The 20,739-nt window shown below is 60.6% G+C and carries 18 protein-coding genes; 12 read left to right on the top strand and 6 right to left on the bottom strand.

Annotated elements, in window-relative coordinates; translation table 11 throughout:
• The 5 genes from EN862_RS31975 (at position 1) to EN862_RS31955 (ending at position 4,067) form a co-directional block, all read left to right on the top strand.
• Positions 1 to 906, top strand: a complete 906-nt coding sequence (locus EN862_RS31975; protein WP_127864679.1) for a DUF6282 family protein — start codon at positions 1 to 3, stop codon at positions 904 to 906.
• Positions 903 to 1,682 carry an aldolase/citrate lyase family protein gene (locus tag EN862_RS31970; RefSeq protein ID WP_127864678.1) on the top strand — a complete coding sequence of 260 codons (780 nt, stop codon included), beginning with the start codon at positions 903 to 905 and terminating at the stop codon, positions 1,680 to 1,682. The genes EN862_RS31975 and EN862_RS31970 overlap by 4 nt, the downstream gene beginning before the upstream one ends.
• Before the next feature lies 1 nt (position 1,683).
• Complete coding sequence (locus EN862_RS31965; protein ID WP_127864677.1) at positions 1,684 to 2,034, top strand: cupin domain-containing protein; 351 nt, start codon at positions 1,684 to 1,686, stop codon at positions 2,032 to 2,034.
• Between the two features lie 40 nt (positions 2,035 to 2,074).
• Complete coding sequence (locus EN862_RS31960) at positions 2,075 to 3,112, top strand: histone deacetylase family protein (RefSeq protein ID WP_127864676.1); 1,038 nt, start codon at positions 2,075 to 2,077, stop codon at positions 3,110 to 3,112.
• Positions 3,113 to 3,251: 139 nt separating this feature from the next.
• Complete coding sequence (locus EN862_RS31955) at positions 3,252 to 4,067, top strand: IclR family transcriptional regulator (RefSeq protein ID WP_127864675.1); 816 nt, start codon at positions 3,252 to 3,254, stop codon at positions 4,065 to 4,067.
• A gap of 18 nt (positions 4,068 to 4,085) precedes the next feature.
• Here EN862_RS31955 and EN862_RS31950 read toward each other — a convergent pair whose 3' ends face one another.
• Together EN862_RS31950 and EN862_RS31945 are read right to left on the bottom strand one after the other, a co-directional pair.
• Entirely contained in the window at positions 4,086 to 4,487 is a 402-nt protein-coding gene (locus tag EN862_RS31950) for a hypothetical protein (protein WP_127864674.1), read from the bottom strand.
• Positions 4,488 to 4,841: 354 nt separating this feature from the next.
• The gene (locus EN862_RS31945) at positions 4,842 to 5,735 is read right to left on the bottom strand and encodes a LysR family transcriptional regulator (RefSeq protein WP_127879668.1); all 894 of its coding nucleotides are present in this window, start codon (positions 5,733 to 5,735) and stop codon (positions 4,842 to 4,844) included.
• 119 nt (positions 5,736 to 5,854) lie between these two features.
• On the opposite strand from EN862_RS31945, the gene EN862_RS31940 reads away from it, so the two are divergent.
• On the top strand, positions 5,855 to 6,724 hold the full coding sequence (locus tag EN862_RS31940; protein ID WP_127868257.1) for an NmrA/HSCARG family protein: 870 nt from the start codon (positions 5,855 to 5,857) through the stop codon (positions 6,722 to 6,724).
• Between the two features lie 95 nt (positions 6,725 to 6,819).
• Here EN862_RS31940 and EN862_RS31935 read toward each other — a convergent pair whose 3' ends face one another.
• Both EN862_RS31935 and EN862_RS31930 read right to left on the bottom strand, forming a co-directional pair.
• Entirely contained in the window at positions 6,820 to 8,049 is a 1,230-nt protein-coding gene (locus tag EN862_RS31935) for a HipA domain-containing protein (protein ID WP_127868256.1), read from the bottom strand.
• Positions 8,042 to 8,632, bottom strand: coding sequence for a helix-turn-helix transcriptional regulator (locus EN862_RS31930; RefSeq protein WP_127868255.1), 591 nt, complete (start codon positions 8,630 to 8,632; stop codon positions 8,042 to 8,044). Before EN862_RS31930 ends, EN862_RS31935 begins: the two co-directional genes overlap by 8 nt.
• Positions 8,633 to 9,562: 930 nt before the next feature.
• Between EN862_RS31930 and rnz the strand changes: the two genes are divergently transcribed.
• The 4 genes from rnz (at position 9,563) to EN862_RS31910 (ending at position 14,947) form a co-directional block, all read left to right on the top strand.
• Positions 9,563 to 10,468 (top strand): ribonuclease Z, encoded by a 906-nt coding sequence (gene rnz, locus EN862_RS31925; RefSeq protein WP_127868276.1) that lies wholly within the window; start codon positions 9,563 to 9,565, stop codon positions 10,466 to 10,468.
• A gap of 9 nt (positions 10,469 to 10,477) precedes the next feature.
• Positions 10,478 to 10,945, top strand: a complete 468-nt coding sequence (locus EN862_RS31920; RefSeq protein ID WP_127306953.1) for a metallophosphoesterase family protein — start codon at positions 10,478 to 10,480, stop codon at positions 10,943 to 10,945.
• 315 nt (positions 10,946 to 11,260) lie between these two features.
• On the top strand, positions 11,261 to 13,150 hold the full coding sequence (gene ligD / locus EN862_RS31915; RefSeq protein WP_127868254.1) for a DNA ligase D: 1,890 nt from the start codon (positions 11,261 to 11,263) through the stop codon (positions 13,148 to 13,150).
• Positions 13,151 to 13,240: 90 nt separating this feature from the next.
• Positions 13,241 to 14,947, top strand: coding sequence for a DNA polymerase/3'-5' exonuclease PolX (locus tag EN862_RS31910; RefSeq protein ID WP_127868253.1), 1,707 nt, complete (start codon positions 13,241 to 13,243; stop codon positions 14,945 to 14,947).
• A gap of 139 nt (positions 14,948 to 15,086) precedes the next feature.
• On the opposite strand, the gene EN862_RS31905 is transcribed toward EN862_RS31910, so the two are convergent.
• Positions 15,087 to 15,278, bottom strand: coding sequence for a CsbD family protein (locus tag EN862_RS31905; RefSeq protein WP_127848073.1), 192 nt, complete (start codon positions 15,276 to 15,278; stop codon positions 15,087 to 15,089).
• Positions 15,279 to 15,699: 421 nt separating this feature from the next.
• Here EN862_RS31905 and EN862_RS31900 point away from each other — a divergent pair, with 421 nt between their 5' ends.
• Together EN862_RS31900 and EN862_RS31895 are read left to right on the top strand one after the other, a co-directional pair.
• Positions 15,700 to 16,164 (top strand): hypothetical protein, encoded by a 465-nt coding sequence (locus EN862_RS31900; protein WP_127868252.1) that lies wholly within the window; start codon positions 15,700 to 15,702, stop codon positions 16,162 to 16,164.
• A 185-nt stretch (positions 16,165 to 16,349) separates the two neighbouring features.
• Positions 16,350 to 16,655: a hypothetical protein gene (locus EN862_RS31895; protein WP_127868251.1), complete on the top strand. Its 306-nt coding sequence runs from the start codon at positions 16,350 to 16,352 to the stop codon at positions 16,653 to 16,655.
• A 243-nt stretch (positions 16,656 to 16,898) separates the two neighbouring features.
• Here the strand turns inward: EN862_RS31895 and EN862_RS31890 are convergent, their stop codons facing one another.
• Positions 16,899 to 20,687 carry a hypothetical protein gene (locus EN862_RS31890; protein WP_127868250.1) on the bottom strand — a complete coding sequence of 1,263 codons (3,789 nt, stop codon included), beginning with the start codon at positions 20,685 to 20,687 and terminating at the stop codon, positions 16,899 to 16,901.
• Positions 20,688 to 20,739 lie beyond the last annotated feature (52 nt).

Raw genomic sequence — 20,739 nt, 5'->3', positions numbered from 1 at the left:
ATGACCGCAGAGATTGACCAGACGCGGATCGACACGCTCATCAAGGGTGCCGTGGACCTTCACATCCATTCCGGTCCCTCGCTGCACCCGCGCAAGATCGACCACATCGAGGCGCTGCGTGCCGCCGACGAAGCCGGCATGCGCGCGATCCTGCTCAAGGATCACTACTATCCGACCATGCCGGTCGCGACATTGCTCAACAACAATATGGGCAAGAACACCAAGGTGCTGAGCGCCATCGTCCTCAACCACCCGCTGGGCGGTTTCAACCCGTCGGCGGTCGACTATGCGTTGAAGCAGGGCGCGCGCATCGTCTGGATGCCGACGGCGCACGCCGAGAACCATATCATCAAGACGGCCAAGGAACTGAAGGGCAAGTTCCCGGAGAACACCAAGAAGACCGTCGAGGCCGAAGGCCTGCGACTTGTCGACGGGCAAGGCGTCGTGCTGGACGAGGTCAAGGCCATTCTCGACCTCATCGCAGAAGCGGACGCCTGCGTATCGGCCGGCCATCATCATATCGACGAGGCCTTTCCCTTCTACGAGGAGGCGAGGAAGCGCGGCGTCAAGCGCCTTTTTCTGAACCACCCGACCTATGTGAACGGCGCATCTATGGACCAGGTCAGCGCCCTCGTGGCGATGGGTGTGATGATCGAGCACTCAATCTGCATGTTCGTCCCGTCGACCTTCTATATGTTCGACGAGGATCATCTGAAGCAGGTGATCGCCGCCGCCGGCGTGGACAACACCTTCTTCGGGTCCGATCTCGGCCAGAACAACAACCCGACCCCGGTCGAGGGCATGCGCCAGGTCGTGGCGCTGCTGCTCAAGCTCGGCTACACCGAGGCCGAGGTGCGCAAGATGACGGCCGACAACGCGGCCCGGTTCGTCGGCCTCGACGCATGAGCGGACTGCGTCAGCGCCTTCTAGCTGGCGAAGTGCTGGCAGGAACATTCTTGAAAACGCCGGATCCGCGCCAGGTCGAGATTCTCGGGCTCGCGGGATTGGCCTTCGTCGTCGCCGACCAGGAGCATGCCCCCCTGGGGATCGGGACGCTGGACCTGATCGCGCTGGCCGCGAAAGCCGCGCAAATGCCGGTGCTGGTAAGAGTGCCTTCCAGGCGGCCGGAGGGGATCGGCAGCGTTCTCGACATCGGCTGCGCCGGCATCGTGGTGCCGCATGTGTGCGGGTCGCAAGATGCCGAGGACATTGCCGACGCGGTCAAATACGATCGCGGCAAACGCGGCTTCTCACCCTCGGTCAGAGGTGGCGACTATGGCACCGCCGGTCCCGGCTATCGCACCGACGCCGACCGGCGATCTATCATCATGGCCCAGATCGAGGATCGTGAGGCCCTCGAGCATCTCGATGACATCGCGGCGGTGCCCGAGATCGACGTGCTTTTCGTCGGCCCGGTCGACCTTAGCCTGTCGATGCAGGTTGAACCCGGATCGATCGAGCTGGACGCCGCGATCGTTAGCGTCTCTGCCGCCGCTCGCAAGGCTGGCAAGACTGCCGGCCTTTTCGTCGGCGATCCGTCGCATATCGCCCGCTGGGTCGATCACGGCGTGTCCGTGTTCATTTGTGGCTCCGACCAGAGCATCCTGATGGCGGGCGGCCGCGCCATCGCGGCCGCGGCCCAGGCCCTTCCCATCGACGGACAACAACAAAGAGGATCCTGACATGACCATTCATGGCATCGATTGGAACGCGATCGAATGGAAGACGATACGCAGCGGCGTGGACCAGAAGGCCTTCTCCGGCAACAGCGCCACCATTGCGATGCACCGGCTTCAGCCTGACCACGAGCCGAGGCCGCACAAGCATGTCTACGAGCAGATCGCCTATATCGTCTCCGGAACGGTCGATTTCCATGTCGGCGACGAGGTCCGGCGCCTGGGTCCGGGCAGCCTGATCGTCGTTCCCCCGAACGTGATGCACCACGCCGTCGTCGTCGGCGACGAAGAGGTCATCAACATCGACGTTTTCACGCCCGCGCGGCCTCAATACGCGCCAGTGCCGAAGAACGACTGACCACCCCTAAAGGTCCCCAGTTTTGCCGGAGAGCTAGTTCATGCGCGCCGTCGTTTCTTCACTGCAGCGCGGATACAAATCCGCGCCGGTCTTCTTCCGCGGCAAACTCGTCGAAAGCCAGGACACGCCGGAGCGTTTGGAGGCCTTCATAGCGGTCGTTCGGGAGATGAACCTCGATCTGATCGAACCCCCGGTCATCGCCGACGCTCTCCTCAAAGGCGTCCATGATCCCGGCTATCTGGAATTCCTCGCCGAAGCGCCCGGCCGTTGGCCAGACGTGATGCCGGGCCTGACGTCCTTGATGCCCAATATCTACCCGACACGGCACTTTCCGGTGCGCCGGCCCCTGCACTACCTCGGCCAGGCTGGATATTACCTGGGCGACATGGTCTCGCCGTTGACGGCGCAGACCTGGGGAGCAGCGCTCGGGTCCGCCTCGAGCGCGGCCCATGCCGCGAGCCTGGTGCTCGCGGGCGAGCCCGTCGCTTACGCGCTCTGCCGCCCGTCCGGTCACCACGCCCATGCCGATATGGGCCAGGGCTTCTGTTTCCTGAACAACGCGGCTATCGCCGCCACGGTGGCGCGAACACGCCACGCCCGCGTTGCAGTCATCGACATCGACGTCCACCACGGCAACGGCACGCAGCACATCTTCTACGATCGCGACGATGTCTTCTTCGCGTCGCTGCACAGCGATCCCGACATGACCTATCCCTTCTTCGTTGGCCATGCCGACGAGGTTGGGACCGGCAGGGGCGAGGGTTTCAACCTGAACCTGCCGCTCAAAGTCGGCTCCGGCGACGCGGCCTATCTGACTGCGCTCGACATCGCCATCGAGCGCATAAGGCGGTTCGATCCGGGCTTCCTGGTCGTCTCGCTCGGGCTCGACGCGCATGAGAGCGACCTGCTGGGCTCGCTCAACGTCACCTCGGAAGGGTTCGTCGAGGTCGCTCGCCGTCTGGCCGCGCTGCGGCTGCCGACGGTGCTCGTGCAGGAAGGCGGCTACACCGTCTCGGAGGTGGGCCATGTGCTGCGCTCGGTATTGTCCGTCTTCGCTGCGATCGCGACGTCGAGTTAACCGCTGCGGAGATAGATTTCGGTCGTCCGGTGGCGATCTGAGGGAATCTTGTATTGGAGGACACGTCGGGGTAGCACGGAGGAAGTGCTTCACGCGGCATGGCCGGTGCGCACGGACGCGAGGAGAGAAGAAAAGAGAAATGGGCACGGAACGGTCTGACAGCGGCGTGAAATCGGTCCAGCTTGCCTTCGACGTGCTCGAGGCGGTCGCCGCGGCGCCTGGCGAGGTTGGGGTGAGCGAGCTGGCAGCCCTGCTTGGCACGACCAAGGGGACGGTCTTTCGCCATCTGCAGACGCTGGTGGAGCGTGGCTACGTAGACCAGAACGCGGTTTCGGCCCGCTACAAGCTTGGAACCCGTTCCTACCTCATCGGCCAGGTCGCCGCCGGCCGCATCGAATTGCTGACCGCTTCGTCAGACGCGGTCGCCGCGTTGCGCGACGAAATCGGCGAGACGGTCGTCGTCTCGGCATTACGCAATCGGTCGCTGGTCGTCCTGCGCACTGTCTTCGGCAAATCCAACCTTGAGATCGGCGTCAGGCAGGGCAGCGAGTTGATCCTGCATGGCACCGCTCAGGGCAAGGTGGCGCTCGCCTTCAGCAATCGTTCGCTGCTCCAACATGTGCTGCGCCAGGGCCTCACCCGCCTGACCGATCACACCATCGTCGATGCCTCGAAACTGGAAGCTGAGCTGGAGCAAGCGCGGGCGCAGGGGTTCATCACCGCGCCCAACGAGGAGACGTTCGGCATCAATGCGGTGGCGGCTCCGATCTTCGATCGCATGGGGGATGTTGCGGGCACGGTTGCTATCGTCGGCTCGGTTCAGAACATTAAGCCCATTCCGGATCAGGCGCAGATCGAGGCCCTGCTCAAGGCCAGTCTGCGCATCTCCTGGAATCTCGGCTATGATCGCGGCGCCGTCGAGGCGCGCAAGCGGATGCAACCGGCCGCTTCCTGACTGCGGGTTTATCGAGAGTCAGGGTCTCAGCCAGACGGCGAGCGCGATCGCCAGGATCAAGACAGCGCCCATGCCGAGCACCGCTGAGATAACTTCGCGATCGCGATGCAGCGGGATTCCGCGTGCCTTTATTCTGGCGAGGAGCAGCCCCAGATCCGCGTCGCGATCGAACTCGACGCGATGTGGTGCGCCATCGACATTGATGTCGACAAAAGGCCGACCGCGCTGCCGACCCACCACGCAGCCTTTTGCCTCCGCGAGGAGGCCGTCAATGCAGGAAGCGGTTGCCGGCCCAAAGCGAAGCGACGGCGCGCTGGCTGAGAGCAAATGCTGGTAGTCAATGTACATTCTGCTCAGCGCTTCCGCGTACAGTCGGGCACTATGGTCACTTGGCCCGCGATCCTTCGTTGATGCGTCCAAGTCTCCGCGCATTGGCGAGTGCGGTCGGCGCACTGCGTTTCGTATCACAAAACGTCGTTTCTCTTGGTACTATGAAGAGCGAGGTAAGTCAACCTGCTGGAATGCCCACGGAACGGTGCCCAAATGCGGCCCCCGGTAGTCGGCGTTATCGGCTGCTGGTTGACATTTCCGTGCATTACAAAGGGGAAAATTGAACGCCAATCCGGGGTCACTTTTGCAAGCCGTTTGTCAGCTTAAGCCACTTGAACGCGACCATTCCATCAAGAAGGCGATCAAACTCACGTTCTCATTCGAATTTCGCTGCGGTTGACGGGCGCCACCTCACCTTGCTCGCGGGAACGGGCGGCCGCATGTTCAGCCCGCTACATAGGCTGCCAATTCATCAGCCGTCCCCTGCGGAAAGGCTTCCTTCAAGTAGTCGAGAAACGCTGACACGCGGGGACTGAGCAGACGCCTCGAAGGATAGAGGGCCCAAAGCGCCGTTTCGGGCCCTGACACATCACCCCAATGCACCAGCGTGCCGGCAGCCAGATCGCCGCTGGCAAGCGACAACGGGAGGCGCGCGGCGCCGAGCCCCATGCGCACCGCATCCCGGACCATGACGAACGACGCCAGGCTGAGCACTGGCTTGGCCTTAATCGTCGACTTGCCGGACGAGGTCGTGACTTGCCAGGCTTCGGACTCGTTCAACGACCCTCGACAGATCGCGGGAACAGGGCGCCCAGAGGCCGGGGGCGTCAGGTGGGGACTTGCCACCGCCACCAGCCGATCGCGCAGGAACACTCGTCCAACAAGGGTGGCATCCGGCTCCGGGTTGACCCGGATGACGAGGTCGTAGGCTTCTTCGATCATGTCCACGGCCCTGTCTTCCGTGGTTATTTCCAACCGAACCTCCGGGTATCTGAGGACGAAGCCGGCCGCGAGCTTTCCGACCGCGGTCTGAGAAAAGAGCAGTGGCGCGCTGACGCGTAGCCGGCCACGCGGGCTATGGCCGCCCGAAGCGATCGCCTTCGCCGTCTCATCCAGTTCTGTGAGCAGAAAGCCCGTTCGTTCAAACAGGGCTCGTCCCTCCTCCGTGAGCTTGAGCGTCCGCGAACCACGTTCGAACAGGCGCAGATCAAGACTTGCCTCGAGATCGGCCACGCGTCTGGAAAGAGTAGCTTTTGGCCGGCCGGCTGCACGCGAGGCCTTTCCGAACCCGCCGTGGCGGGCCACCAGGTTGAAGTCGGCAAGAGCGAGAAGATCCACGATTTTGTTCTTTTCTGTTCCACCAATGAGACGACCTGTCCAAATATACCATCTATCGGGATGAATGTGGATCACTCATTTTGAGCGTGCCTTTTAACTCAAACAGAAAGTGAACCCCAATGACCATCCTCGTTACAGGTGCCACCGGCCGCGTCGGCCGCCACGTCGTCGATCAACTCCTTCAGCGCGGCGCGACGGTGCGTGTGCTCACCCGCGACCCCACGAAAGCCAGCTTTCCGGCCGGTGTCGACGTCGCCAAGGGCGATCTCCTCGACATCGATGCGCTGCGCAGCGCCTTCAAGGACGTGACCACGCTCTTCCTGCTCAATGCCGTTACGGGTGACGAATTCGCCCAGGCGATCATCACGCTCAACGTTGCTCGCGAAGCGGGCGTCGACCGTATCGTCTATCTCTCGGTTTTCGAAGCCGATCGGGCAGTGAACGTTCCGCATTTCGCCGTGAAGTTCGGCGCCGAGCGCATGCTGGTGCAGATGGACTTCAGCGCCACGATCTTGCGTCCGACCTACTTCATCGACAACGAGTCGATGGTAAAGGACGTCATTATGGAGCACGGCGTCTATCCGATGCCGATTGGCAGCAAAGGCGTAGCCATGGTCGACGCTCGTGACATCGCCGAAGTGGCCGCGATCGAGCTGATCCGCCGCGACTCCGCGCCCGGCAAGCTGCCGATCGAGACCATCAACGTGGTGGGACCCGACACGCTGACCGGCCCGGAGGTGGCTAAGATCTGGTCGGACCTTCTGGGTCGCCAGGTGGTCTATGGGGGCGACGATCCCGGCGCGTTCGAGCAGAACATGGCGAGCTTCATGCCGAAATGGACGGCCTACGAGATGCGCCTGATGGCCGAGCGCTATGTCAGCGATGGTATGATCCCGGAGGCCGATGACGTTGTACGGCTGACCACTATTTTGGGCCGCCCCTTGCACACCTATCGCGGCTTTGCGACCGGCATCGCGAGCGCGGCCTGAGGGCCGCGCCATCCGCGGCTATACCAAAGCCCGCCGAGACTCGATCGGATGGGCCAGATCGAATGTTCTCAAGGCGACGGCGAGCCGAGTCCTGATCATGCGAGTTCGATAAATAGTGGCACCCTCGGAGCGTGCGCGTCGATTGCCTTCACGACGGTAGCGGCGAGAGGAAGATGCGTTTTCTCAGCCTCCCAGACTTGCCGAAATCGTTGGACGGTTTCCGCAGCGGTGTCGACGACAAGCTTTTCCGGCAGAAGAGCCTTGGCCGCCAGATGCCGAAGCTCATCGGTATCGAGCTTGGCCATCTTTTTCGTCCGAGAGTAATTAAGCGCAGCCGTGTCCTCGCCCTTCATATAGGGAATGGTCGACACAAGATCGTAGGCCGGCGAGAGCGCGGCCGAGCGCCGGTCCGGATAGATCAGGGACCAGTTTTTGAGGTGCATGTCGCCATTGCCGATCAGCGCACTGAACACGAGGCGGCGAATGAACTCGGCCGCGCCGACATCGCCCGCCTCGGTGCCGATAACGCGCGCGATGTTGGCATAACTTGCACGCTTGTACTTGTCGTCCGGGAAGACCCCGAACACCTGCGCGAAATCTTCGGTGTGGACAGGACCGTCACCGGCTCGGTCGAAGCGGCTGACAGCAAGCGCCTGGCCTTTCAATTCACCCACTCCTTCGGGGATACCGGCGATTGCATCGAGATCGACCAGGTTGATGATGGGCACCTCCATGCCGATCATCCCGGCGATCGTCATCATCGAAAACTCGTTTTCCGGAACGCCGGCGAACTGCTGCGACGGCAGCTTCACAATCCACGATCCGCCGACGCCCTCGGCGGGAATGGTCAGGCCGCCGCCCTTCCCTGCGTTCTGAAACGCGGAGAACTTGAGCTGAACGCCGGCGAGCGAGAAGCGCAGCGCATTGGGTTTGGCGTTCTTCGGAAGGTCCTCGTCATCACCAGGAGGAAGGCCGTCACCTACCCCAGGATGGATCGAGAGTGCTCCGGGCAGGTCGAGCCCCAGCACCCAGAGCAGGAAGAATTCGCGCTGCTGATTTACCCCGGCCCGCTCGGCGAGATAGCGACGCAAGCCGCCCTCTGGCAAAAGGTTGGAGAAGAATGGCGGCACGACCCTTTGTGTCGGGCGGATCCTGGTGATGAGGCCGCCAAGGTCGTCCTTGAACGACAGGCTGAGGGTCGGCCGATCGGGGTTATCGACGTAATCTTCGTTGAAAGCAAATATCGTTCGATCGCCCTGCAGATGGGTAAGTGTGCCAATAGGCTCGTCGTAGAGCCGTACGTCGAGAACCGAGACGTCAGGCATCCGCATCTCCATCGTCCAGCGAATAGGCAGGTCGCGGCTCCGACGGAACGGGATGGGCGATCGAGTTGCGAAGGCGCTGCAGGTTCTGCGCGATGTCACGCACTATGGGTGCTGCCTGCGCGCTCGCCTGATAGCGCTCGAGGCGGGCGATCAGTTCGCGCACGAACTGCATTTCTTGATCGCCGAGATTCACCCGCCGCAGAAACCGAAGCGTATCCTCGATCCGATCAAGGTCGGCTGAGCTGCCGTAAAGGCGCTTCATTTTCTTTACCAGCCGCTCGGCACGGGCAAAACGCTTGTCGTTTGGTTGACCGGCATGGATATGCATGTCAGGCGTCGCCTGGGCCTTGACCAGGCCGAGTACCGCCGGCACGAGCTTCTTCGGTACGAGCATGACCTCCAGATCGAGCGCCCGTGTCAGGTCTATGAAGCTCGACAGTCCCGGCTCCATCTTGCCGCTCTCGATTTGCGAGATATGGCTCTGCGTCAGCCCGGCCCGCTCGCTTAGCGCGCGCTGGCTAACACCGGAGGCCTCGCGGACCTCGCGAGCTTGCGCGATCAGGTTTTCGCTCTGGTAGGCCATGATATATAATCCGTATCAAAAAGGCCAAAGATCAGGATATTATATCTAGCGCGCAGAGCGTCCTCTGTCAAACCAGTCGATATAGCATAATGATCGTACCGCTGATCCGATACACAACACTGTATAGACTCCCATCGAGTTGCGCTGTCTTGACCGGCAACAACTTCCGTCCGCCAACAGCAGCACTTTCGAGACGTCAACGCCGTCCCTCTCCTCACAGGGAGAAGTCTCCATCCGTTCCGGCGTCAGCCGTGCCGCGAAGCGGCCAAAACAAAATGAGGGCGTACAAAGCGCAGACGATGAAATGTCCGCCGGACGGACAATGTCATTTCATCGTCGAGCCGGTTCGTGACAACGAGACCGGTTCAATAGGGCGGCCTAAGGAGCGTCAGCATAGCGCCGCCGCAGGCGGGACGCGGGGCAGACCGCCCCCGGCAAGGCGTGCCGCACCGCAACGGCGTCCAGCTCGGTCGAGAAGTGCGAGGCTGACTTTTACGTCGGCGTCTTTGATCAGGTGTCGAGTCGAACAGCCGAGCAACGAGTCAGTGTCGGGCCGCCGCTGAAAGCTGCCCCGTCACTTCTGTCGAATACGCCCAGGCTAAGCAGGCCTTGAAGCAATTGGGGGCTGCACCATAGCGCTTAACGCCCTAGCGTTCGAGACGACACGGCCCAAGGAGGTAAAGCGACCGCTCTCGGGCGAGTACAGCTCGATCCAGTGTTCGACCAGGGGGCCTTAGCATCCACGGTTCCACTCGGAAAGCCGCATTTGGTTAGACTTCGGTAGGCCCCAGTGATGGTCATACCTCGGGATAAAGTCTGAGCAGGGCGTGGCCTAAAAATAGTCAAAGAAGGCCACGGCAGACTGGCCGCGCGAAAGCGTTGTTTGCCCGCTTTGAGGCGTCACCGCTCGCGGGATAGACTATTCCCATGATTTTCAGACTGACATTTCTTGGCACCTCGGCCAGCGTACCCTCTGCCGAGCGAAATCACCCTGCCCTGCTTGTCGAGGCTGGAGGCCACCGAATTCTAGTCGACTGCGGGGAAGGCACGCAGCGCCAGCTGCTGCGCAGCGGCGCTGGCTTCAGGCGGCTTCATCGCCTGTTGCTCACCCATGCGCATTTCGACCATATCCTTGGAATTCCCGGCCTGTTCTCGACACTCCGGTTGCGGCAAAGCGACGATCTCCTGACCGTCCATGGAGGCTCGGATACCCTCGATGTCATTGTGCGCATGCTCGCTGGTCTGTGGGGTGAAGGACGAGCGCCGATCCCACTAACGCTTGAGCCGCTGACGCCCGGCCGGTTTTTTGACGCGGACGAATTCATGATCGACTGCTTTCAGGTTCGTCACCGCGACACCGATAGCTATGGCTTCGTGATCGAGACACCACCGCGCCGCCACCTTCGCGCCGAGCACCTCACATCTCTAGGCGTGCCAGACGGTCCAATCAGGAAGGAACTGGTGGAGGGCCGCTCAATCACGCTCGCGAATGGCCGAACAGTTGCTTCCGAAGACGTGTTGGGGCCGCTGGAAGCAGGCAAGAAGCTGGTCATCATCGGCGATACCGAGTCGACCGATGATCTCGCGGAACATGTCCGCGGCGCCGATCTTCTGGTGATCGAGGCCACCTTCTTGGAACGAGATGCGGCCATGGCGCGCGACTATGGTCATCTCACGGCTGCGCGGGCGGCATCTCTGGCAGCGACGAGCAACGTGAAGCAGCTCGTTCTTACGCATATCTCTGGCCGCTATGCCGACGAAGAAATCCTCGCGGAAGCCGTGCGGGCATTTCCGAACAGCCGTATTGCGGCTGATCTCGATGTGCTCACCATATAACGACCGACAATGACATTCAGGATAGGCATCATCTCTGACACCCACGGCCTGCTGAGACCTGAGGCGGAACTGCGCCTGGCCCGGGTAAACCACATCATCCATGGCGGAGACATTGGCAGTCCTGACATTATTGCCGCGCTTCAGCAGATCGCGCCGGTTACCGCGATCAGAGGCAACGTGGACAGGGCCGGGTGGGCTTCGAAATACGCTGACACCGCGCTGGTGCGGCTGGCAGGCAGAACCTTCTACGTCCTTCATGATCTCAAGGCGCTTCAGGTCTCACCAGCGGCGCTTGGCATCGACATGGTCGTGTCGGGTCACTCCCATGTGCCAAAACTCAAAACCGTTGACGGCGTGCTATATCTTAATCCAGGCAGCGCCGGTCACCGTCGTTTTAAGCTACCGATCACGCTTGCGACGGTTGATATCACGCCTGACGGTCTACAGCCGGCCATTCACGATCTAAGTAGCGGCTAACGCGCTGGCTCAGGGCGTTCGCAGGCCAGTCCGGGACGCACCTGCTGAATCAACGCATCCGCGCACGACCAATAACCTCAAGTAGACTTCTTGAAACGCGCCGAGTGAAGAATTCAACAATGCCTTCTATGCGACTTCCGGAGCAAACGGGCAGACGTCGAGGGCACCTCGTATCCTTCTGACGGCAAGATAGCTCTGCCCTTTCTGCGGTTCAGGTAGGGAGAACTGCACCCACCCCACTGAGCGTCGAAACCAAAGAAGCAGTCCTGCGTTGGACGCGATTGAGCCATTGCTCTTGAGTGTGGGGCGGTGAAAGTGAGCAAGCGAAAGGCAGTCGATGGGGTGCGCGCTCGTCAAACGGAGTCGCCTCCGCTTGAGCTAGCCACATTAAGGCCGCCCAGTTTTAGGCCCGTCCAGCTCGCAAAGCTGGTGGACACTGTCCCTGCCGGCGATCGCTGGATCCACGAGATGAAATACGATGGCTACCGCATTCTCGTCGCGGTGGGTGGCGGAGAGGCGCGTGCCTACACACGTTCCGGCCTGGACTGGTCCGGGCGCTTCCCCTCTATCCTTTCGGAGGCAGGCAAGCTTAAGGTTCGATCCGCGCTCATCGATGGTGAGGCCGTTGTCATCGACGCCGAGGGGCGATCGAGTTTCCAGGCGCTCCAGAACGCCTTGAAGGGCGATCCCGCCAGCATCGATTTTTATGCCTTCGACCTGCTCCAACTCGACGGCGAAGACCTGACGAGGCTTCCCCTCCTGGAGCGCAAGGCGAAACTGGAGGAAATTCTGCCGGCGAAGAACCCTATCCTTCGCTACTCCGACCATATCCAGGGCCGGGGCGACGAGTTGCTGAACCGCTTCTGCGACGCCGGGCTCGAGGGGGTAATCTCGAAACTGGCCGATTCGGACTATGTCGGCGCTCGCGACGGAAGCTGGCTGAAAATCAAGTGCATCAAACGCCAGGAATTCGTGCTCGTCGGCTGGACGCCGTCAGACAAGGACCGCGCGTTTCGATCGCTGATCCTCGGTGTCCATGAGGGCGGAAAGCTGCGCTATGCCGGTAAGGTCGGAACCGGTTTCGATACCGCCGAGATGGCGCGGCTGATGAAGACCATGGCCCCGCTCGAGCAGAGCGCCGCCACGGTCGAAGCACCGCGCGCGGAGGTTCGCGGCGCGCACTGGCTGCGACCGAAGCTTGTTGCCGAGATCGCCTACACCGAGATGACCAATGAAGGGACATTGCGCCATCCAAGCTATCTCGGCCTGCGCGAGGACAAGAAGCCGGAAGCCGTTGCGCTTGAGACGGCGCAACGTACAGCAACCCTGCCGCCTCCGGCGGCAAGCACGATCGCCATCAGCAACCGCGGCCGGGTGATCTATCCCGAATCCAACATCACCAAGGGCCAGCTCGCCGACCACTACGCAGCCGTCGCGGAGATCATGCTCCCTTGGGTCGGCAGCCGGCCGATAAGCCTTGTTCGGTGCCACCAGGGCCGAGCCAAGAAGTGCTTTTTCCAGAAACATGATGCCGGCAGCTTTGGCGACAAAGTTCACCACGTCGGTATCGCGGAAAAGGATGGCCACGAGGAGCCGTACCTTTATGTCGACGATGCCGATGGGCTGATGACCTGCGTGCAGATGGGAACGATCGAGCTGCACGGGTGGGGCGCTCGGATCGAGGACGTTGAAAAGGCCGACCGCCTCGTCTTCGACCTCGACCCTGACGAGGGTCTCGATTTCGAGGCGGTGCGTGCCGCCGCGTTCCAGTTCCGGGACATTCTAAAATCGCTTGGGCTAACCACCTTCCCGATGTTGACGGGCGGCAAGGGTGTCCATGTGATCGCCCCGCTCACACCCCAGGCCGAATGGCCCGAGGTGAAGGCCTTCGCCTCCGGGCTGGCGCAGGCGGTCGCCCAGACCGATCCCTCTCACTTTACGGCCGTGTTGTCGAAGGCGAAGCGGAAGGGCCGTATCTTTGTCGACTATCTGCGCAACCAGCGAGGGGCGACCGCAATCATGCCCTACAGCGCGAGGTCCCGACCGGGCGCTCCGGTGGCCGCGCCCATCACCTGGGCGGAAATGAAGACGATTGATGCGCCCTCGCATTTCCACATCGGCGATGCTGGTGAACTGAAGAAACGCGCAGCCAGCAAATCCCTGGTGGGATGGGGCCGAGCCGACCAATTATTGCCAAATCTGTAGCCCATTCCTCGACGGCAGAAAGACTGGATCAAGGCTTCGCCTCGTTCGCCTGATTGGAACCCGGGGATATCGGTCCCGTTTGCCTCAACCATGGCAAAAACCGATCCACGGACAGTCGCCAGACTCTTGAGGGAATATGCACATCGCACATCGCTTCGCGGAGGCAATCCCTATCGCGCCAAAGCTTACTTGCGCGCTGCCGATAGCTTGGCTGCGTTGTCGCAACCACTTGATCGGATCATCGCCGCGGGCACCCTCACCAGAATGCCAGGCATCGGCGAAGCGATCGCGGACATGGTGCGCAAGCTCTATGAAACAGGCACGCATCCAAGCCTTGAGAAGCTACGCGAGGAAGTGCCGGCGGGGGTTTTGGAGCTGTTTGCCATACCGGGGCTTCGGCCCGACAAGATCCTGAAGCTTCATCACGCGCTCGGCGTGAACTCGATTGCTGAACTCGAAGCGGCAGCAAAGGCAGATCGCATTCGGCCAGTCAAAGGCCTCGGTGCTTCGCTTCAGACAAAGATCCTGCAGAACTTGACCATCGCTCGAAGCGGCGAGACACAGCTTCACCTGCACAAGGCCGCGGCCCTCCTTGAACATGCGGTCATATCTTTGAAGCAAGAGCATCCCGAGTTTTCGCGGGTAGAAATCGCCGGTGATTTCCGACGCGGTTGCGAACTTGTTGCCGACCTCGCGCTGGTAGCGCTTGGGAAGAGGCGGACCGAAATCGAGCAGTCCACCCTCAGGCTTGTCGTCACGGACAACAAGCGCTTTGGCGCGAGCCTCCTCGAAGCCACCGGTTCGGAGGCCCATCTTGAGCAGTTGAGGCGGTACGCGGCCGAGAGGGGGTTCGCCCTCAAACCCGAAGGGCTCTACCGCGGCAGGAAGCTCGTCGCGTCAGCGACAGAGGCCCAAATCTACGAAGCGTTGGGCCTGCAGTTCATCGAGCCTGAACTGCGCGAAGGCAGGGACGAGATTGAGCGGGCAGCGAGGCGGCAACTCCCTACCCTCGTCCGGGACGAAGATCTCCATGGGATCCTGCATTCTCACACGACCGCATCCGACGGAACCGAGACGCTTGAGGCAATGGCTGAAGCGACCCGTAGGCGCGGGTTCGAGTATTATGGCGTCGCAGACCATTCGCAGTCCGCCCACTATGCGGGTGGGCTCACGTTGCAGGAGATTGCTGAACAACACCGCGAAGCCGATCGGCTGAACAAGAAGTATGATGGAAAATTCCGCATCCTCAAGGGCATTGAGGCAGATATCCTGGCCGACGGTTCGCTTGACTATCCGGACCACATCTTGAAGCAGTTCGATTTCGTTGTCGCAAGTGTGCACAGCCGTTTCAGGTTGCCTGAGAAAGAGCAGACGGAACGTATCATTGCGGCAATCGCGAACCCCCTCACGACAATCATCGGGCACATGACCGGTCGCCAGTTGTTGCGTCGTCCCGGCTACGATCTCGACGTCGATAAGGTCCTCAAAGCGTGCGCGAAAAATGGCGTCGCGGTCGAAATCAACGCGCATCCGTGGCGGCTGGACCTCGACTGGCGGTGGCATCAAAAGGCACTCGACTACGGATGCATCTTCAGCATCAATCCAGACGCGCATTCAATCCGCGAACTCGACCACATGCATTGGGGTGTCGAGATGGCGCGCAAGGGAGGCGTCCCAAGAGACCGAGTCCTCAACGCGATGTGTCTGGCGGCCCTGCTTGCGCACCTTTCAAAGCGCAAGTTTACGTCAAGGACCGGCGGCAAGCGCCGCTCGCCTGCGCGGAAAGCTGCCGCATGAGGCTTGAGTTTCTGTCGGCAGAACAGCCGCCTGCCTGTTGGAGCCTCCCGACTGGGGAATACGCCGTCCCGAGGCGGATTTCTCCCTTCTAAGGAAAAGCCGCGTCGCCGCAGGCTAACTGATAGCTGGATATCGACAATCAGGCTTTGTCGACGAAGTTCTTCACCGCGTCTTTGACCTGACCCTTCGCAACCTGGGCCTTGCCCTTGGTTTCCTGGACCTTGCCCTTGGCCTGTTCCTCGTGGTTGTCCACGGCCTTGCCCACGGCCTGGCGCGCCTTTCCAGCGACCTCGTTACCCTTGCCCTTAACCTTGTCTGACGTGCTTCCCATGACGAGCTCCTTCTTGGATCAGGCACTCACTCCGCAAGAGAATCTGCTAATCGGCAATTGGTTCCAGTTTAGAAGACCGCGCTATGGGTGACAGCGGTTGTGTAAGCCGGAACGGACGAGTGCCGTTTGCTTTGAGTAGTCGCAGCCGAACAGCTTCGCCGCGTGCCCGGGGATCTGGACATCACCCCTTACAAAGATCTGAAGCATTACCCTTGCTCCAACGACTAGTCCAAGCACCGCACTAGCACGCTGCTGGGTGGCCTGAGCCGCCGGGACATTGGGGGCAATGTAGGGGCGGCGGCAAATTTTTCCGGCCACGGAACTTCCCGCCCCATTGCAGGTTCGCATGCATAGGGACGACTGAGGCCCATTCCGACCTGTGCAACATGCAGGCAGAGCGCCTCGCCAACAGGAGACGGCCATGAAACATCAGACCATCGAAGAACTGCATGAGGTCGCGGAAGTCGCGGCATCACTTCCGGCTATGACACGCAATCAGCGCCTGGAACATTGGGCAAGGCTGCTCGAGCAAAATCCCGAACAGTGCCTCGCCGCTTTCCCCGGCACGGAATACATGACCTTGGATGTGCGCGACAAAGCCCAGTCGCTGGGCTCCGCGCTCAGCATCGCTTTCGCCGATCCGATGTTGCGCGCGGAGGGGCTGAAAACCGACACATATGGCGAAGCCAAGCGCTTCTTCGAGCTAACAGATTGGCAGTTGCACGCTGTTGTTTGCCATTGCCATGTCGGCGGGACGATGAAAGCCGGATGGGCTGCTGTTCAAGTTCGGTCCGCCATCGACAAAGAAGGCAACCTTTTCACCAGGTTGCGCGAAGCGATCTCTCAGTGGGTGCTATTCCGAATCTTGACTCATGCGAGGGAGTGAAACGCGCCTAGGGAGTTGAAATAGGTAGCGGCTCGGTCCAACGGCTGAACCGTATTTTGGACCCCGACATCGCTAAGTGTGACAACAACGGGCGAGCGTCGCCCGTTTCCTTTATCGAGCCGGTCCACAGATCACACTCCTCGTAAGCAAATCCAACTGAGAGCCGCAGCACGGCGGCCATTGCTATGTATCTCGTCCAAATCCTCTTGCCCCGTTCAGACAACCAGGGTCAACCCTTCCCCGGGAGAGAATTCGACCGGCTGAAAGAAGAGCTAGCGGCTCGTTTCGAAGGCGTGACCGCCTATCTACAGGCACCTGCGCAAGGTCTTTGGAAGGACGGCGGAGAAACAGAAAGCGACGAAATTGTCGTCTTCGAGGTGATGACGCCAACAGTGGACATTTCAGATTGGCAGCGCCGGCGGGGCGACTTGGAGCGCCGCTTCCGGCAGGACAAAATTGTTGTCCGCTACTCGAAGATAATGCTCCTTTGAAAGTCACCGTGTCAGGCCAGTCCCCGAAAAATTCCAGACTGCCCTTTATGCGACTTTCGAAGCACAAAAGGCGAACCTGTAGCGGCTTATTTGTCTTCAACGTCATCAGCTCTGGCTCATTTCGGCGACCGGCCAACTTGTTGGTGACTGAAAGGGGCGGGAAGCGGTTTGGATGCATTGGAGCCAATATGGGCGTGTCGGTCGCTAAGCTGGCTTATATACGGTGGTTCGAGTGGTTGGTTTTCATTCGAACCGACTGTCGCGATCGCGATCCATTTCATCCCATTGTCTGATACTTTCCTCGATCCGAGGGCCGGCCTCGCGCGCCCAGGCCCGAGCGCGCGGATGGCTGCTCTGGAGCATGGCGGCAACGAGTGGCCGACGCCGCACGAATCTGAGTGAGAATGGTCCCCAGCCGGCGCCGGTGAAGAATCGGTTCTCGAACACACGTAGTACTGCACCAGGATCGACGGCGATGTCGATCAATGCCAGAGCGAGTGCGGACCAGCGCAGTTCTCCGCTATCGCCATCTTTGACCGTGTATCGAACGACGTGGCCTACTTTGAGCGCGCGCGCTTGAGGGTCCTGGGCCACCCACTCAAGCAGCGTTTCGAGACTGGTCTCGGACTCGGGCATTTTGTCATCATCGTCGTCGGCAAGTTCGCCGAAGAAGCGCTCAATGAGATGCATATTGGCCGATTTCTCGACAATCTCCTCGTAGACGATTAACGGGTATCGCGTCATGATCAGTGCAGCCAACTCCCTAAACTCGCGATCACTGACATAATTGTTGCCAGCATTCTCGCGCATCGCGACGCAGATCGCTCGGGCGAGTTCCGAATTGTCGCCAGCCATGAACACGACTTTGGCGATTTCGGTGATGTCGTGATCGTGCTGGCGAAATTCATGCGTGTAGATACGAGCGTCATCCAACATCTCGCGGCCGACCTCGACTAAGGCAGGATCGATCAGCATCTTGTCACTGCGATCGCCAAACAATCGCATGTGCAGTATCTGGGCCGCGGGGACGAGTCCGTCCTGATGGGCGAACAATTCCCGCAGGAATTGCGCAAGGACGGTTCCGGGCAGTGGTTTCGTCACACTGCCCGCCATGAGCTGTGAAAAGCGATCGACCGAAATAAGACCTCGGGAAAGCGCGGTGCTGAACCGCCCGACCGCAGCCGCGTCGAGCGGAACGGCATGTTGCAAGGTAATGAGATGCTCACCCAACGTTGGATCGGTCACGATTGCGTCGAGCTTGCGCTCAACCCAGTCGCGATGCCGAAATCTAGCGCCCTCAAGCAGCCCGCCCAACTGTCCCGGATGGCCATGATCGGTGACGGCGAATAGCTCGTATGACATGTCCCAAAGTTCGTCGAGATCGTTCGCTGATCGAGCAAGGCCAGCCAGGAACGACCACACACTGTTTGCGCCATGAGCAACAGCGGCACGGGAGAGATAGGGTGCCAATGGCACATTCCTACGCATCATCACGCGCCCAACTGCTCGGGAAAGCGTGCTCGCGTTGCGTAACATCTTGCGATCGTTTCCATTTGGGTGCCAGTGTCGCCACGGCTCGCCTAAAACGAAAGTGACGAAGAAGTCGTCGAGCGATTTGGGACGAAAATCACGCTCCAGTGCGACCAATGCCTCAAGCTTGTTTACGGCCGCTGGATTCTCCGGTGCAGGGCGGCTCCGCATCAAGTGGAGCGTGTCATTGATCGCTCGCCAGCCACGCTCCCAATAGCCGGCACCACGTACCGCGCGCATAGCGTCGAGCGTCTTGTCATCGATCGAGCTGTCGTAGTGTTCGCGAAAATGCTCCGCGATCACCTCTCGCGCTCGCCCGGTATCAGCGTGCTCACCCTTGGCGATCATAACCAAACGGTCATAGGCTGCATCGAACCAGGGCCGATACCCTGCGCCGTTGTTTGGTCGCCATTCCTTGAGTCTAGCCTTAGCGCCGAACTCAAGACTGAGCGACGAGCTGAAGTGATTGGCGTCGAGCATGTGATCAAGCGCTTCAACGCCTAGCGCGCGGACGCGGTCATCGGGATTGCTCAACATTCGGTCGATTCTGAGAAGTCGGGTGTCCTGATCGGCGAGAGTTAGGGACAAGATCGGCCAGAAGCGCTCGAGGAGGTGCGGCCGCGCCTTAAACTCATCGCGGGTGTCCCGATCGGCCAGCGTGAAGTCTATGAGCACGTCTATAGCGCGTCCGAACAGGCGCTGTTCATGGGCAAGGTGGACCAGCAATTGGCACAGGTCCCGGCGATGCTCGTTGGGTACGAGCAATCGGTCCCGGTCGCCACTCGCCAATGCCCGCTCGATCGCACCCAGCGCTGCCTCGGGGGCTGCAGGGGCAGCTTGGATGAAGGCGCGATGCATAAGCGGATCGAACTCGACCGGATGTCCGAGCGGTCCCCCTGCAGCGAAGAAGCGCTCAGCAATGGCGATCGCGGCACGCTCATCGTGCAATTGTCCAATGCGTCGCGCAAATGAGGCGAACAACCTTACTGGGCCTCCGGAAAACGTCGCAACGAGCGTATCGGGATCGCTACGGCGAATGCATGGTCCAGCCAGCATATTGGCGAGTGGCGGGGGCATCACCGCGCGCTGTGGCCCTCGCTGCTGCACGACGCCCCAGTCGAGGAATGTGGCGATCGCACGAAAGAAACGCTGAGGGTTAATGTCCGCCAAGCTCGCCAGCACTGGATACTCGACAACGTGCCCGTCGCCATCGGCGACATAGAAGGCGTGGACGAGCGAGGCTGCCTCCGCACAGTCAAGCATCCTGGAGTCGCGTTCTTGGCGTCCGCCCTGAAAGAGCCGCTCAAGCAACTGGCTGTCCTTCAGTTTAGAGAGGTCAATGTCCTCCCCGCCAGCCTCTGCGATCTTAAGTGCGATCCGGGCATTGCCGCCGGAAAATTCAGCGAGGTGCCGGTGCTCTGTATTGCTTAACTTTGGAAAGCGCTGCTTGAGCACTCCTTCCAGGATTTCCTCGCTATTGCAGCCGAGTGTCACAAGCGTACCGGCGGGCTGCTCGCTCAGGACATCATAGTCGATTGTCAGTAGGCTCACCCGACTATTTCCACGCCGCACGATTTCAGCGAGTTGGTCGTGGGTACGCTGCGTACAGTTGTCGACCACCATTACGGCTTCGATGCCGGCCACTGCGATCTGTTCCGCCATCAGGGCCGCGCTCACGGAGAGGTCGAGGCCGGTATCGCCATAGACCGCTCGCTCCTTTGGTAGCGCCGCACCCGCCTCGAGGCGATCGTCGAAAAGGGCTTCCGCAAGGCGTGTCTTGCCCATGCCCGACAGACCGATCAGACGCACAACCCCACCAGGGCGGGCGAGTATCTCGCGCATCGCTGCAACGGCGTCGCGCATCGGCAACTCGCGATCGTGGATCGTCGCTCGTGCAGTGTCGTCCACAAGGTAGAGTTGGCCCGGGTTGTCCGGAGCTGACCAGGCGCCATACCTGCGCCATCCTGCTAGCGGTCGACCGGTCTCCTCGAGTAACCACAACGCGACGCCCAGATGCTCGTTGGACCAACGCGCGATCTTGTCAGCGCCGTAGAAGTCGAGCGCAATTTGATCTGAACCCGCAACATCGGCTAATGCGGCGCGCATGGCGGTAAGCCGCGCGTCACGGCTAGACTTGGAAGGGTCATCGCTGGAGAATACGATATACGCACCTCTGACAGCGGCCAGTTCGGTGAAGATTGAACGTACTACGCCACCGGGGCGCATCTCCTTGGTAAGCTTTGCCGGGCCCATCACCTCGGCCTTAGACTGGAAGTAAATCATGCGCTGTGGAAGCCAACCTTCAGGGTTAGGTGGTCCATTCCAAGCGATGGAACCGTCAACGCCACCGTCGCCTGCGGTTTGGTTCCCTCCTACTGCGATAGCTGATAGCGGAATACTGCGGGCTCGTGCCTCGGCTTCAAGCAATCGACAGAGCAGTTGACGCAACTGCTCGTCCTCAAGCCTTACAATCATCTCCTTGGTGACTTCAAATACGGTCATTGACGTCGCTCGGCTCAGAATCAGCGTTTTGAAAGGGTTATCACAATGGTGG

Origin of the sequence: Mesorhizobium sp. M2E.F.Ca.ET.219.01.1.1 (genome assembly GCF_004016445.2) — a bacterium.
Taxonomy (GTDB): Bacteria; Pseudomonadota; Alphaproteobacteria; order Rhizobiales; family Rhizobiaceae; genus Mesorhizobium.
Note: the sequence above shows the minus strand (reverse complement) of the source record. Positions and strands in the feature narration are given on the sequence as shown.

What these genes read in the sequence shown, in the direction of transcription:
- EN862_RS31890 (WP_127868250.1), bottom strand. Translation starts at nt 20,687, where the DNA reads ATGACCGTATTTGAAGTCACCAAGGAGATGATTGTAAGGCTTGAGGAC.
- EN862_RS31920 (WP_127306953.1), top strand. Translation starts at nt 10,478, where the DNA reads ATGACATTCAGGATAGGCATCATCTCTGACACCCACGGCCTGCTGAGA.
- EN862_RS31910 (WP_127868253.1), top strand. Translation starts at nt 13,241, where the DNA reads ATGGCAAAAACCGATCCACGGACAGTCGCCAGACTCTTGAGGGAATAT.
- EN862_RS31960 (WP_127864676.1), top strand. Translation starts at nt 2,075, where the DNA reads ATGCGCGCCGTCGTTTCTTCACTGCAGCGCGGATACAAATCCGCGCCG.
- EN862_RS31955 (WP_127864675.1), top strand. Translation starts at nt 3,252, where the DNA reads ATGGGCACGGAACGGTCTGACAGCGGCGTGAAATCGGTCCAGCTTGCC.
- EN862_RS31930 (WP_127868255.1), bottom strand. Translation starts at nt 8,632, where the DNA reads ATGGCCTACCAGAGCGAAAACCTGATCGCGCAAGCTCGCGAGGTCCGC.
- EN862_RS31900 (WP_127868252.1), top strand. Translation starts at nt 15,700, where the DNA reads ATGAAACATCAGACCATCGAAGAACTGCATGAGGTCGCGGAAGTCGCG.
- EN862_RS31895 (WP_127868251.1), top strand. Translation starts at nt 16,350, where the DNA reads ATGTATCTCGTCCAAATCCTCTTGCCCCGTTCAGACAACCAGGGTCAA.
- EN862_RS31935 (WP_127868256.1), bottom strand. Translation starts at nt 8,049, where the DNA reads ATGCCTGACGTCTCGGTTCTCGACGTACGGCTCTACGACGAGCCTATT.
- EN862_RS31975 (WP_127864679.1), top strand. Translation starts at nt 1, where the DNA reads ATGACCGCAGAGATTGACCAGACGCGGATCGACACGCTCATCAAGGGT.
- EN862_RS31905 (WP_127848073.1), bottom strand. Translation starts at nt 15,278, where the DNA reads ATGGGAAGCACGTCAGACAAGGTTAAGGGCAAGGGTAACGAGGTCGCT.
- EN862_RS31965 (WP_127864677.1), top strand. Translation starts at nt 1,684, where the DNA reads ATGACCATTCATGGCATCGATTGGAACGCGATCGAATGGAAGACGATA.
- EN862_RS31940 (WP_127868257.1), top strand. Translation starts at nt 5,855, where the DNA reads ATGACCATCCTCGTTACAGGTGCCACCGGCCGCGTCGGCCGCCACGTC.
- EN862_RS31970 (WP_127864678.1), top strand. Translation starts at nt 903, where the DNA reads ATGAGCGGACTGCGTCAGCGCCTTCTAGCTGGCGAAGTGCTGGCAGGA.